This window comes from Cyclobacteriaceae bacterium, from assembly GCA_030584025.1.
Taxonomy (GTDB): domain Bacteria; phylum Bacteroidota; class Bacteroidia; order Cytophagales; family Cyclobacteriaceae; genus UBA2336.
The window spans coordinates 468,353-482,793 of sequence record CP129487.1 but is presented as its reverse complement, the minus strand read 5'-3'; the positions used below and the strand labels follow the sequence as shown (position 1 = coordinate 482,793).

Below are 14,441 nucleotides of genomic sequence, written 5' to 3'. Positions count from 1 at the left end.
ATTACTTTATGAAAAGACCCCTACTTACCCTGCTCGCATCTGTATCCATGATTCTATTGGTTCATGCACAGAATGCCGAATTGTATTTCTCTTCCTTCCCATGTGTAAGTCCGGATGGACAAACCATTGTATTCACCTTTGATGGTGATTTGTGGAAAGTGTCAGCTCAGGGCGGATCCGCATTACGCCTCACTGCCATGCAAGGGGAAGAAACACGCGCCAAATTTTCGCCAGACGGTAAATGGATTGCCTTTACGGGATCGCAAAACGGAAATCAGGATGTGTACATCATGCCATCAACCGGTGGTGAAGTAAAACAACTTACCTTTCATGAAGCGTACGATCATGTCGATAACTGGAGTTGGGATTCAGAAACTATCTACTTCACGTCATCACGTTACAGCCGCTTTTCAGGTTACAAGGTTTCAGTAAATGGAGGCACGCCTGTTCGGCTGTTCGATCACTTCTTTCATACGGTGCATAATATGGCCGAACATCCCAACGGTGAATTGTTTTTCAGCGAAACCTGGGAAAGTAAAAATCAAGCCTACCGGAAAGGATACAAGGGTGCATACAATCCGGATATCCAATCATGGAATGCGACCACCAATACGTTTAAAAAGTACACCGACTATAACGGTAAAGACATGTGGCCCTCTATCGACAAGAATGGAAATGTTTATTTCATTTCGGATGAAGGGAATGGTGAATATAATTTATACACCTTTAAAGACGGGAAGAAAACCGCGCTCACTACTTTCCCAACTTCCATTCGCTATCCGGTAGTAAGCGCTGATGGCAGTCGGGTGGTATTTGAAAAAGATTTTCAGATTTTTTCCTATGATCCAAAAACAAACACATCACAAAAGGTAAATATTCAGGCCATCCTGAACACCACGGCCGAAAAAGAAAAAGATTTTGATGTGAAAGATCGCATCGGCTATTTCGATGTATCGGAGGATGGAAAGAAAATGGCGTTTGTATCGCGGGGCGAATTGTTTGTGTCCGACATCAAAGGAAAAATTGTTCAGCAGATCACCACACATCCACTTGGCCGCGTGTTGGAAGTAAAGTGGCTGGCCGATAACAAAACGCTTTTGTATGCACAAACCTCGTTAAATGGTTTCACCAACTGGTACACCATTGCTGCGGATGGAACCGGAAAAGAAAAACAACTCACCAACGATGCACAAAACAACCGCGACATTACCCTGAATACTGATCGCACCAAAGGCGTTTACCTGAGCGGAAGAAATGATGTACGCATTATCGACTTAAAAACTATGCAAAGTGAAACGGTGGTGCGCGAGGAATTATGGGGATTTCAAAATTCAACACCTTCATTTTCACCCAATGGCGAATACATTCTTTTCACCGCCAAGCGAAATTTTGAAGAAGATATTTTCCTATACAATCTGTTATCCAAACAACTCATTAACCTGACGAACACCGGTATAACCGAACGCTCACCTTACTGGTCGCCTGATGGCAAGTACATTTACTTCACCTCCAACCGCTACCGTCCGGCCTATCCGTATGGCTTAAGTGAAGGACGCGTATACCGGGTTGCGTTGGAAAAATTTGCGGATGATTTCAAGTCGGATCAATACGCTAAACTATTTGAAGAAAAACCTAAAGAAGAACCCAAAAAAGAAGACACAAAAAGCAAAGGCAAAAAGGAAGAACCTAAGCCCGTTGCACCTGCAATCAAGAAGTATACGATTGACCTTGAAAACATTCTGGACCGTGTAGAATTGGTGAGTCCGAATTTCGGCACACAAGGCAACCCCGTGGTATTTCAGAAAGATGAAAAAACCTGGGTCATCTATCCATCAAACCACAGCGAAAACCGATTCAACCTTTGGCTCACCACCTATGAAAAATTTGAACGGCCCAAAAACGAGAAGATTGATGGTGCCACTACAGGATCAGCTTTTATTGTAAAATCGAGCGATAAGTTTTATACACTGGTTGGCGGCAATATCCACACCCTCAACCTGGAATCTAAGAAGACAGAAAAAATCGACATCAGTTATACCTTCAGAAGAAATCTGAAGGATGAATTCAACCAGATGTTCATGGAAACATGGGCCAACGTAAAGGAAAACTTTTACAACGAGACCTTTCACGGACTCGATTGGGATGCCAAGCGCGATCAATATGCTGCGTTTCTCCCCCATGTGCGCACACGCGCTGATTTGCGTACACTCATTACCGACTTGCTGGGCGAGCTGAACTCATCCCACACCGGCTTTAATTCATCAGGCGATGAGGAAAAAACATTTTATACAACACGTTCATTGGCTACGGGAATTCTATTTGATGAACAAAAACCGTACACCGTATCCTCCATCGTTCGCTATAGCTCAGCCGATAAAAAAGGAATTACTGTTTTGCCGGGCGATGTACTGACAAAAGTAAATGGTGAGTCGGTTGATCCGGCACAGAACCGTGAGCAGTATTTTATTAAGCCTTCACTCGATCCGGAAATTAGCCTGACGTTTAAACGCGGAAGCAGCGAACATACCGTAAAAATTCAACCGCAAGGTTACTTTGAGGTGAACGATTTGTTGTACGATGAGTGGATCGCAAACAATCAGCGCATCGTAGACGAGAAAAGTAACAAGCGAATTGCCTACGCCTACATGAAAAATATGGGGCAGGGTGAACTGAATAAATTTTTAATCGACATGACCTCTGAAGCGCATCACCGCGATGCCTTGATTCTGGATTTACGTTACAACACCGGTGGAAACGTTCACGATAACGTGCTGCAGTTTTTAAGTCAGCGGCCGTATTTACAATGGAAGTACCGCGAAGGCAAACTTACCTCACAACCCAACTTCACCCCTGCCGGCAAACCCATTGTACTCCTGACTAATGAACAATCACTCAGTGATGCCGAAATGACAACTGCAGGTTTCAAAGAATTAAAACTGGGAAAGGTAATCGGCACCGAAACCTATCGGTGGATCATATTCACATCTGGTAAGGGCCTGGTGGATGGATCGTTTTACCGATTACCCGCATGGGGTTGCTACACGCTCGATGGAAAAAATATTGAACAGGAAGGCGTGGCTCCGGATATTTTCGTGCCCATGGATTTTAAGGACAGGCTTGAGAAACGTGATCCACAACTGAATCGGGCGATTGAAGAAATTTTAAAGGAGTTAAATTAGAGGCTCTACCCCTTTTCGTAAAAGTTAATTCTTGTTTGCACGGCTCCCAGCGACTCCAGGTACTCCACTACAACCTGGGATGCTCCTTTTTTGGCGTGGTGTAACATGGTAAAACCATGCGGACCCTTTGAGTTGAGCAGTGCGGGATTGAACGTTAGTACTTGTTTAACAACATCGATGTGCCCGAGCATACTGGCCAGGTAGATGTTGTAACGTGCACCTTTTGAAAGAAGATAACCGGCAATATCCTTGTTACCAACATGCCCGGCAGCTTCAATGCCTGATTCATAATCGCCACCACCCCAATCGAAGGAAACATGTAATTGCGGATCATTCTCCAGCATCTCTTTTACCCGATCGAGGTTGCTGTGCGAAACACCAACAAACTCTTTTACAATTTCAAGATTGATGGCAGGAGGACGTTCCTGCTTGTCCTGCGCAAGTGAAAGGGTTGGAAGGGTAATGCCGGCAATCCCTAATAAGGAAAGCTGGATAAAGTCTCCTCGCGAGATGGATGATTGTGAACTCATATGGTTATTATTTCCATATAAGTTACTCAACCCTGAATTAATCAAACAGCAAAAACCGATGGTTTACACCAATGGATAAAAGTCAGAAAAAAATAAACCCTGTCCATCTTTAAACGGACAGGGTTATAAAAGTGAATTTTCAAATTTATCTTATTTCCATTGAGACTTCGCTTACCTCATTTCCATTCACAAACTTAATCGTGTACTTGCCTTTGCCAGCATATTTCAAGGTTGGTTCTGTTGGGGCAGTAGCTTTCGACTTTCCTTTGCCTTTTGCAGGGGCAGCAACCGCTTCATTGACTTTTACATCCCAGGTGAATGTTTGAAATCCAGCTGAACCCGATGTGGTAAGCTTACGTACGAGGTTTTTCTTTTCATCGTATATTTCTACAGCAACTGTAGGCGCTGCTTTTCCAACATAATACAACACATTCACTTTTGGCTCATTGGCCTCTGCCCATGGGTATTGCTTTTGTCCCCAGCGCTCGCTGTGGCGTATACTTTGTGGCGCAAATGCCATAATGGCTTTGCCTGCATCTTTCAGCGATTGAAGCGGTTTAACATCCGCAACAAAAATACTGCGCCCATGTGTACCTACCACCAGTTCATTTTCACGCGGATGCACCATCATATCGTAGGAAGCTACGTTAAGTGCTCCGGTTAAATAGTGCCACACATTACCATTATCCAAACTCACATACGTTCCGTTATCTAATCCACAGTACAGTAAACTGGGTTGAACCGGATCTTGGATAATTACGTTCGCTACCGACTCCGGTAAATTTCCTTTTACACTCTTCCAGGTTTTGCCGTAATCGGAACTCAGGTACAGGTAGGTTTTGAAATCATCGTTGCGATAGCCATTCAGTGACACGTAAACCGTTGCCTCATCGTGTGGTGATGGGGAAATGGAACTCACCCACCGGTTTTGCGGCAATCCAGAAACAATTTTTTCCCAACTGCCTCCGCCATTTTTAGTTACCCACAGGTTTCCATCATCCGTACCGGCATACAGCAATCCGAATTTTAACGGAGATTCCTCCAACGCACTGATGGTGGAGAAAGGCACATCACCTTGCTTTAAATTTTTGGTAAGATCATCGCTGATGCTCTCCCAGGTCTCTCCTTTATTTAAACTCCTGAATACTTTTTGTGCTGCCATGTACACAATATCCGGATTGTGTTTGCTCAGTTGCAAAGGCGTGCACCAGTTCCAACGATAAGTCGCTTCACCTACATCGTTACGCGGGGTAATGCGCGCTCCAGGTTTCCCAGGTTCAACACGGAAATAATTACCAAACTGAAAACCCCAATATACCAACTTACTGTTGCGTGGATCGGCCGCTACGTACATGCCATCGCCTCCACCAATTCTTTCCCAGTGTTTGCTCACATTGGGCACAGATCGCGCTGAACCTTTCAGTACTCCATTGTCTTGTAATCCACCATACACATTGTAGGGTGTTTCCATATCTACATTCACGGTGTAAAACTGACCTACCGGCATATTATTTATGTGTTGCCAGTACGCGCCTTCATCGTAGCTCACATACAAACCACCATCATTACCCAGTAGCATGTGCTTTCCATTGGTGGGGTTCACCCATAATGCATGATGATCCACATGAATGTTCTGTTCGCCTCGCAGGGTATCTAAATGATTCCAGGTAACGCCACCATCATTTGATTTGAGTAACGGCACACCATAGATATAGACCTTGTCGGCATTGGAGGGATCAACCCGCATTTCCGCGAAGTAGTACCCGTATGTAAAGAACACACCATCCAGGTCGTAGCTGTTCATCTTTTTCCATGTAGTACCGTTGTCATCCGAACGATAAACTTCTGCGCCAATAATTTTTTTGTTGAACAGGTTAGCGTTAGCATCCCCACCCAGGTATTCGTACAACGCTGCGGGAACATATTTTCCATCACCAACATCTTTCTTCACTTTCTTAGCATCGTACTTTTGCGGAAAGCGGTTATTGCGCAGAAATTCATCCAGCTTTTTATCATCCAGTTTCGAAAAAGCATCTTTGGTCATATTCTTAAAATCTTCCGACTTTAACTGACCGCTGGCCGTAGCAGGCTGATCGGCTTGCGGCACTTCGCCTTGATTGTCCAGAATGGCGTACACCACTGCTGGATTTGCAGCTGAAACATCTAACCCGATGCGCCCCACTTGTGCACCTTGCGGAAAACCCGCCACCGATTTATACCAGCTTTCACCGCCATCATCCGATTTGTAAATAGAAGAACCTTCACCGCCTTCTTTAAAATCCCACGCTTTACGCGAACGCTCCCACGAGGATGCCAACAACTGATTCGGATTGGTTGGGTTAATAACCAGATCAATAATACCGGTGCTGTCGTTTACAAAAAGTGTTTTCTTCCAGGTTTGTCCACCATCGGTAGTTTTGAAAACACCACGCTCAGCATTTTTTGAATACAACGCACCTATAGCCGCCACCCACACGGTGTTGTTATCCTGCGGATGAATGAGTACGCGGCTGACATGTTGTGTTCCGGTCAGACCAATATGTTGCCAGGTTTTCCCGCCATCTGTGCTTTTGTACATACCACTACCGGCATAGCTGGAACGGCTACTGTTCTTTTCACCTGTACCCACATATAAAATTTTTGGATCAGATTGCGACAAGGCAAAATCGCCAATGCCCATCGCATCCACTTCATCAAAAATGGGATTAAAGGTTATGCCGTTGTTCTCTGTTTTGAAAATTCCGCCTGAGGCAAAGCCGAGGTAGTATTCATGCGTGTTTTTCAGGTTTACCTCAATATCCACAATACGGCCACCTTGTACCGTTGGCCCGATATTGCGTACAGGATAATTCCTTAATATAGATTGTTCGGCCAGCTTTTTACGGGTTTCGAAGGAGGCCTGAATTTCACTTTCAGAGGAAGGTTGACCATACACCGACAGGCATAGGGCAAACATCAAAAACAGTATAATTAATCTCATTTCAATGGGTTTATGTTCGAAAATAGGGAATTCTTACCTTGAGGGCAGGGAAACAAGGCAACATATTATTTTAGTGGTTCATTTTTTATAACAATGCACAACGATCCGGAGTTAAGTGGAAAATATTTAGGTACTATATCACAGGATTTTGTGAAAGTGGCAGATTCGATTAAAGAGGCTTCCTACCAGGTTCGCAAAAGAGGGTTTTCAGAATATCCGGTCTTTCCGGTTTGTAAGGAATTACAACCCATTGGCCAGATCTTAATTAGCAAGCAAGTGGCAGACCTGGAATGGAATTACTACATCAGTTACATGGATGAGTTTGTACAACGCGGGTTAATTGATGCAGATAAACAAGATGCCTTCAAAGCTGCCTACAAAGATCCCGATGAGTTTTGTTGTTTGTTTGTAGTCGACAAAGAGTTTACCAACTTTGTATTTATACCTTACCCGGAAGATTGATGCGCTTTTGTCTGAATTATATTGCGTTCATCTTCCTCATTCTACTGCCAGGTAGTCTGCATGCGCAGATTTTACCCGAACAACTTGTTTTTGAACAACTCACCATTCCAGGCACCATTCGGTCCTCTGAAATTGTTGATGTGCTTCAGGATCCGGAGGGTACCATTTGGGTGGCGGCTGACGGACTTTTTCAATATGATGGCTTAACCTTTACCCGGTATGCCAACTTACCCGATTCTGGCTCAATTGGTGGTCGCGAAATCAACCGACTTTTCTATGATCCGATTAAAAGACGCTTGCTGATTGCCACCCGAAACTATGGCATAGTGGAGTACAGTTACCATACAAACGCTCTACGAAAATTACCGGCCCGCGATGGATTACCCATTGTAAATGAACTCGCACAAATGCCCGATGGCGTAATATGGACAACCACCTTTAACAGCGGACTTTTCTACCTTGAAAATGATACGCTGAAGAAATTCACATATCCACACGTTAATACGAATACAGCAACATCATTGATTGTACATCATGATCAATTGCTGGTAGGTGATTTACGTAAAGTATTTTTCTTGAAAGAAAAGAAAGTGATTGACTCGGTATACATATCCTGGCCAAACACTGAATTTACTGTTTACGGTCGCGTTACGGCTATGGAAATTGACAACAAGAACAGACTATACCTTGGCACAGAAAAGCAAGGAGCCCTCATTTATGACCTGGATAATAAACGCTTTACCAAATACTTTGCTCCCGATACAAGTCCATTCTATAATCGCATCAACAACATTTTTATAGATCAAAATCAATTGGTGTGGATTTTAACCAAGTCGGGCGGGTTAGCGGTCTACAGCGCAACCGAAGACAGGTTTTTGCCTGCTGTTCGTAATCCCCTCTCCTCCTCTTCGTTAAGCGGTGATAATTGCACATCCATTTTTGAAGACAAAACCGGAATCATCTGGATAGGGGCCACGGGCGCGCTCAATAAATACGATCCCACAAAAATAAAATTTCAGCACATCACCAATGATCCGCTTAATAACAACTCACTATCCGATAAGATGGTTCGTGGGATTTATGAAGCAGACAATGGCGACTTATTAATCGGCACTGATGGTGGATTTGTAAACCAGATCAACCGAAAAACCTCTACCGTTATCCGGCACCGGATAAAACTTCCGGAAGTGGAAAAACCTTGTGTGCCCATGTACTTCCATGACCTGGATGCAAACACCATACTCATTGCCTCATCCGTTGGCCTTGTAGCGATGGATAAAAGAAACTATACCTTTTCGTGGTATAAACCCTTGCAAGCCGATTTTTCAAATAAAATGACCCGGCAAATTATCCAGCGTAGTCAAAAACTATACATCCTTGCTACGGGAGCACTATTTGTTTATGATCTGAAGACTCAACAAATTTCCAAATACAGTAATTTTTCAAGTGATCCACAAAAACGCGCCATAAATGCTACAGCTCTTTATCTGGATAACGAAGAAAGAATTTGGGTGGGTGTTCAGGGAGGTGTTTCGATTGTGAATGATGATTTAACTTTTACGTATTATCCCATCGAAAAAAATCCGGTTCGCCCGGATGGATCCTACTTCATGGTTTTATCCATTGAGGAAATTGACAACAAACTTTGGATTGGCACATTCAACTCTGGTTTATGGCAGCTTGACATGGGTAAGTTAAATTCTCCGGAAGAAGCCATTAAACGAATTGACATTCCCGAGCTTAATACCAACACCATTTACGCCAGCATTCCGGATGAAGATAATAATGTTTGGATTAGTACCAACCAGGGAATTTTAAAGTTTGAACGAGAAAGTCGTAGCGTTACACAATTTGCCGTTAGCGAAGGGGTGCAGGACCTGGAATTCAACCGCCTCGCATACCTAAAAACACAACAGCATGAGATTGTATTTGGTGGAATTAATGGCTTGAACATCTTTGATCCGAAAAAAATAACAACAGGCTACGCATCGGTTAAACCTGTAATTCTCAATGCGTACGGACTTAAAGATACACAACATGCATTCCATATTAATCTCCGGCAGTCGTCATCGCTGAAACTGCAACACAACCAAAATCAGGTTTCATTCAGCATACTTGTACCCAACTATCAGCAACCCTCAACGCACATCACAGAATACATACTAGAGAACCATGACACGCAATGGAATGTTAGTCAGTCAAACACAATAACCTATAACAATTTAAAGCCCGGAAAGTATACGTTCCGCATCCGCACAAAATTCAGGGGCGAGGTTACTGAGTCCGATTCGATGGGCGTTGAAATTGGATATCCCTTTTGGCAAACCTGGTGGTTTATTTCGCTTTCGATTGTGGCCGTAGGCCTCGCTACATACTCCAGCATAAAAGCATACGCTGCAAAAACCAGGCGCGACAAAGAGCGCCTTGAACAACTATTAAAGGAACGTACAGCTGAAATCGAAAAATCGCGTGAAGAACTGGAAGTATTGAATCAAAAAAAGGATTTGATTTTCTCCATTCTCTCGCACGATCTCCGCTCACCACTCACCACGCTAAAAGGATTCTTGTCGATTATCATTGAGAACGTAGAAGCGTTACCCAAAGAAGCCATTAAGAAGCACGCCAAAAGCATCCGCAACTCCGTAAGTAGTTCACTTGATCTCATCGACAATACCTTGTTCTGGTCAATGTCGCAAACGGGTACCATCACCTATACACCTTCAACATTTTCACTTACTGAAACGCTGCAAAAAATCCATTCACTATACGAACTCACAGCAGAAAAGAAGCGAATCAACTTTGAACTTTCAGTACATGAAGAGATCACGATATTTGGTGATGAGAACATGCTGTACGTTGCGCTCAGAAATGTGGTTTCCAATGCATTGAAATTTACCACAGAAGGGAAACTGGTTAAGATACAGGCCACCGCCAACCATCAACACGCCATCATTAAAATTACTGATGAAGGCATTGGCATGAGCCGGCAATACATTGAAAAGCTTATGGCCGATGAGCAAACCTCATTGAAAGTGGGAACCGCTAATGAAAAAGGTACCGGCCTCGGATTAATCTTATGTAAAAACTTTGTTCAGCTTAACAAAGGCACGTTGCACATTGAAAGCCATGAAAATACCGGTACAGAATTTACCATCCGGTTACCGCTAAATCTACCCGATCAGACTGAAGGTTTGAAATGATCCCAACCTTGTGCCCGTAGTGGCACCACATTACCTTGCTTCGTAACCATAATGTGTTCATTCGGCTTTTCGTGTACATATCCAATCATGTGGATATCGGGATGGTTTTTGACCTTTTCAAAATCGTGCTGCGGAATGGTAAACAGCAATTCATAATCTTCACCGCCATTAAGCGCACAGGTAATGGGGTCGATCTTAAACTCCATCGCGGTGGTTTCAAATGTAACCTGATCAATCGGAATCTTATCTTCAAAAATGCGTGTACCTACTTTTGAATTTTTTCCGAGGTGAAATAACTCCGAAGCAAGTCCATCGGAAATATCAATCATGGAAGTAGGGGTAACACCCAACTCATCCAATTCAAAAACAACATCGGTGCGGGCAATCGGTCTTAATTGCCGACCAACAATGTATTCATACTTTTCAAGTCCCGGTTGCATGTCGGGGTTTGACAGATAAACTTCTTTCTCCCGTTCTAAAATCTGGAGTCCGGCATAGGCAGCACCCAAATCTCCGGTAACACAAATAATATCATTAGCCTTCGCACCCGAACGATAAACCACTTTATCTTTTGCCACACGACCGATTACCGTAATGGAAATGATCAGCCCTGCTCGTGAGGCCGTTGTATCACCACCAACCAGGTCAACTTTATACTGTGTGCAAGCTGCACGAATGCCTTCATACAAGGCATCAATTGCTTCAACAGAAAAACGATTACTCAATGCTAGCGAAACAACAACCTGTTCCGCTTTTCCATTCATCGCTGCGATGTCGGAAACATTTACCGAAACTGCCTTGTGCCCCAAGTGCTGAAGCGGAGTGAATGCGAGATCAAAATGCACACCTTCTGCCAACAAATCGGTTGACACCAGCACAAAATCGTTGCCGGCATCAATCACGGCTGCGTCATCGCCAATTCCTTTTATAGAAGATGGGTTTTGAAGAGACACCCGACTGGCAATCCGGTCGATCAGACCAAATTCACCCAACTCATTAATTTCCGATCGCTTTTCGCTCATGTGTTTTAACTGTTGTAACCGTTCATTCAGCGTTTATGCAAACGCTTCGCCCCACAAAAGTAAGATTATAACCCGATTTCAAGGATTTTATTCCACACCACCCGGTATCTATGCACAACCAGAAAGCACAATTATGAAAAAAATGTTGGCGTGGCTTGTCCTGGCTTTAATCGTATTCGCATCTTGTTCCACGGTGCCCCGGCCGTATTATGAAACTAAACTGGGCAAACAAAAACAACGGTACTACAATGCCATCCAATATGGCAAAAAGGAAGTGCCGAACTATCCTAAGAGCCGGTAATATCCTGACAGAGTTCTACCAAAACTCCGTTAGTTGATTTGGGGTGCAGAAAACAAATTTCCTTGTTGTCTGCTCCCTTTTTTGGTTCGGGATTAATCAGCTCAAAACCATCCTGCTTATAATGCTCCATGCTCTTGCGCACATCTGCCACCGCAAACGCCAGATGGTGAATGCCTTCGCCTCGCTTCTCGATATATTTTGCAATGGGTGAATCGGGGCGGGTGGCCTCCAGTAATTCAATCTTCACACCGTTAAGCTCAAAAAATGAGGTGCGAACCCCCTCAGATTCTACTGTTTCAATCTTATAATGTTCCTTTCCCAGCAGCCGGGCAAACAAGGCATTGGCTTCCGCCAGATTTTTAACCGCAATGCCGATATGCTCGAGTTTTTCCATAATTGTTAACTTTGCCGTTAAATTGAGAAACTTTTCAGCCTTTTGGAAAGTTTTTGACTGTGTTAGCTAAAAACGATAATGGAAACCACCAGCGGAATACATGTTGAGGCAGCGCGCCTGCAGGATGAAATCAAGAACTACCTGGGCCTGCGTTCGGCTGATTTGGTATTTGAGTATTCGACCCTTGACGGCAAGGTTAAGCTAGACCTGATTACCGTTAACCCGCGGCATAATCAGTCGTTTTTATTTCATTCCGTAACCGGAACCGACAAGCTCGATGCCCTGAAAAAGATGCACACATATGTGCAGAACTATAAAGAGAAAGAAAACAGCTACACCATTCAGTGGGTAGCCAAAGGCGATAAAGAACTGCATACCTCATACTTCCGGGCCGGAAACATTACGGATGCACTTCAGAAATTATATTACGGCCGCGACATGAACACCATTACCGTTTTTAGTGTTGTGTTAAATCCGGTGTCTTAAATTTAATTGATGTATGATCAGCGTTACCGATAAAGCAAAAGAAAAGATCATTGAACTTCGTACCAAGGAAGGAAAATCGACCAACCCGAATATTCGTGTCTCGGTAAAAGGTGGTGGCTGTTCCGGTTTGATGTATGACCTGAATTTCGATGAAAGCATTCAACCTGCCGATCAGGTTTTTGAAGATAAAGGCGTAAAAATTCTGGTAGACAAAAAGAGTTTACTATACCTCTTAGGCACTACGCTCGATTTTTCAGATGGCTTGAACGGAAAGGGATTTCAGTTCATCAATCCGAATGCCTCGCGGACCTGCGGCTGCGGAGAAAGCTTCTCCGTGTAGGTTAAAAAATCAGGCGCAACACATTTACACCTGTCCACATCACGGCCGTAACGGCATAACCAATCAGTGAACTCCATACAACTACACGCAGCAAATCAAACTGTGGTACTTCGCTATTAAAAGTTTTCATGAACAGTGGGGTTGTTCGTTAATCTTATGTAATTAACTCAGTTTCAGCCATTCTTGTTTACCGAAAACGGTTGAAAAGGCGAAATTGTCCGTAGAACGACTGTTTTAGGGGTTATTGAACCGGGTCAACAACGGCAATGCACTTCAATTCGATGGCTATGGGGGTAGGCAGGGCATTTACCTCCACGGTTGTACGGCAAGGCTGATTGTCTTTAAAGTACTCAGCATAGATTTTATTGAAGGTTTTGAAGTCATCCTTCATGTTGGTGAGAAACACGGTAACGTCTACCAGGTTCTCCCATCGCGAGCCGGAAGCCTCCAGAATAAACCGCACGTTTTGAAAAACTGAATGGCACTGTTCGGCTATGTCGTAGGAAACAATGTTACCCGCTTCATCTAGCGTTACACCGGGAATTTCTTTTGAGCCCTTTTTCCGTGGCCCAACGCCAGAAAGAAACAACAGGTTGCCAACCTTACGGGCGTGGGGGTAGAGACCAACGGGATCGGGGGCTTTATCGGAATGAATTGATTGACTCATTTTTTTTAGATTTGACTTCCTTCAAAAATCAATATTCGTTAATCGAAAATCTTAACTTACTTTCCAGATTACTGAGTTAAGTCTAATAACCAAAAACATAACTTGCCCAATAACTCTGCCACTCGGCCCCTTCCTCCCGTGAAGGTACCATCTTCACACAACTCACCATCCATGAACCGGTGTTGCTTAACCGAGTATCGATGGTGCCATCTTTTTTAGTGTAGATATTTTGCATGAACGTGGTGCCGTCTTTTCGGTTCCACACCTTCACCATGGTAAAGGGTAAAGGCTTGCCTTCAAACAACACCTTAAAGGATAAGTGGTCGCCAGTCTTGGCGCGATACGGATCATTCTCAGGCACAATTTCAAGTGGAAGACCGATCACTTTCTTATAGGTATCATCCGATTTTGCACCCGCCTTCAACAACAACTTGGTACACCGGGCATAGTACTCCTTTGCAGGTTTCTCCATCTGGTTGTTCTTCTGCCTAAAGGCCAGAATATCTTCGAGCCCGTCTTCCTTCAGGTATTCGTTAAACTTGTCCGCCTCCAGTTCAATAAATGCATTGGTCGACTGCATGGCAAACAAATGCGAGCCCTCTTTTGCCAGCTTAACTTCAAGATTGTTTCCTTCACCGGTATTCAGTTGCTCAATCAAACCTTCACTGTATGATCCGGCATGATGATCAAACCGAAGGAACCGTTGCGCGTTTACCTTCCAGCGTTCCCCGACAAAATTCTCGCCCACCATGAAATTTATTTTGGCAACCTCGCCAACCTGATAGACGAACCTATCCGGCTGCATCCAGAATTCATGAGCCTGAACCAGCAACGAAGCTAAGCTTACCAATAAAAAAGCAAGTGTGAATTTACGGATCAT

The 14,441-nt window shown here is 43.9% G+C and carries 12 protein-coding genes; 5 read left to right on the top strand and 7 right to left on the bottom strand.

The features are described 5' to 3' along the window. The first annotated feature begins 8 nt into the window (after positions 1-8). Positions 9-3,179: a S41 family peptidase gene (locus QY309_02295; protein WKZ60316.1), complete on the top strand. Its 3,171-nt coding sequence runs from the start codon at positions 9-11 to the stop codon at positions 3,177-3,179. Between the two features lie 5 nt (positions 3,180-3,184). Here QY309_02295 and QY309_02290 read toward each other — a convergent pair whose 3' ends face one another. After that, on the bottom strand, positions 3,185-3,709 hold the full coding sequence (locus QY309_02290; protein ID WKZ60315.1) for a hypothetical protein: 525 nt from the start codon (positions 3,707-3,709) through the stop codon (positions 3,185-3,187). A gap of 145 nt (positions 3,710-3,854) precedes the next feature. After that, the gene (locus QY309_02285) at positions 3,855-6,689 is read right to left on the bottom strand and encodes a glycosyl hydrolase (protein ID WKZ60314.1); all 2,835 of its coding nucleotides are present in this window, start codon (positions 6,687-6,689) and stop codon (positions 3,855-3,857) included. Between the two features lie 93 nt (positions 6,690-6,782). Between QY309_02285 and QY309_02280 the strand changes: the two genes are divergently transcribed. After that, positions 6,783-7,151 carry a hypothetical protein gene (locus QY309_02280; GenBank protein WKZ60313.1) on the top strand — a complete coding sequence of 123 codons (369 nt, stop codon included), beginning with the start codon at positions 6,783-6,785 and terminating at the stop codon, positions 7,149-7,151. Then, complete coding sequence (locus QY309_02275; protein ID WKZ60312.1) at positions 7,151-10,351, top strand: ATP-binding protein; 3,201 nt, start codon at positions 7,151-7,153, stop codon at positions 10,349-10,351. The genes QY309_02280 and QY309_02275 overlap by 1 nt, the downstream gene beginning before the upstream one ends. Here the strand turns inward: QY309_02275 and thiL are convergent. Together thiL and mce are read right to left on the bottom strand one after the other, a co-directional pair. After that, the gene (gene thiL / locus QY309_02270) at positions 10,330-11,373 is read right to left on the bottom strand and encodes a thiamine-phosphate kinase (GenBank protein ID WKZ60311.1); all 1,044 of its coding nucleotides are present in this window, start codon (positions 11,371-11,373) and stop codon (positions 10,330-10,332) included. The genes QY309_02275 and thiL overlap by 22 nt on opposite strands. A gap of 287 nt (positions 11,374-11,660) precedes the next feature. Then, positions 11,661-12,068 (bottom strand): methylmalonyl-CoA epimerase, encoded by a 408-nt coding sequence (gene mce, locus QY309_02265; protein ID WKZ60310.1) that lies wholly within the window; start codon positions 12,066-12,068, stop codon positions 11,661-11,663. A gap of 78 nt (positions 12,069-12,146) precedes the next feature. Between mce and QY309_02260 the strand changes: the two genes are divergently transcribed. Both QY309_02260 and QY309_02255 read left to right on the top strand, forming a co-directional pair. Then, positions 12,147-12,554 (top strand): hypothetical protein, encoded by a 408-nt coding sequence (locus QY309_02260; GenBank protein ID WKZ60309.1) that lies wholly within the window; start codon positions 12,147-12,149, stop codon positions 12,552-12,554. A gap of 13 nt (positions 12,555-12,567) precedes the next feature. Next, positions 12,568-12,894: an iron-sulfur cluster assembly accessory protein gene (locus QY309_02255; GenBank protein ID WKZ60308.1), complete on the top strand. Its 327-nt coding sequence runs from the start codon at positions 12,568-12,570 to the stop codon at positions 12,892-12,894. 1 nt (position 12,895) lies between these two features. On the opposite strand, the gene QY309_02250 is transcribed toward QY309_02255, so the two are convergent. From QY309_02250 to QY309_02240, 3 genes are all read right to left on the bottom strand, one after another. Continuing rightward, the gene (locus QY309_02250; GenBank protein ID WKZ60307.1) at positions 12,896-13,024 is read right to left on the bottom strand and encodes a hypothetical protein; all 129 of its coding nucleotides are present in this window, start codon (positions 13,022-13,024) and stop codon (positions 12,896-12,898) included. Positions 13,025-13,135: 111 nt separating this feature from the next. Continuing rightward, positions 13,136-13,561, bottom strand: a complete 426-nt coding sequence (locus tag QY309_02245; GenBank protein ID WKZ60306.1) for a Rid family hydrolase — start codon at positions 13,559-13,561, stop codon at positions 13,136-13,138. Positions 13,562-13,643: 82 nt separating this feature from the next. Further along, positions 13,644-14,441 carry a DUF4198 domain-containing protein gene (locus QY309_02240; protein WKZ60305.1) on the bottom strand — a complete coding sequence of 266 codons (798 nt, stop codon included), beginning with the start codon at positions 14,439-14,441 and terminating at the stop codon, positions 13,644-13,646.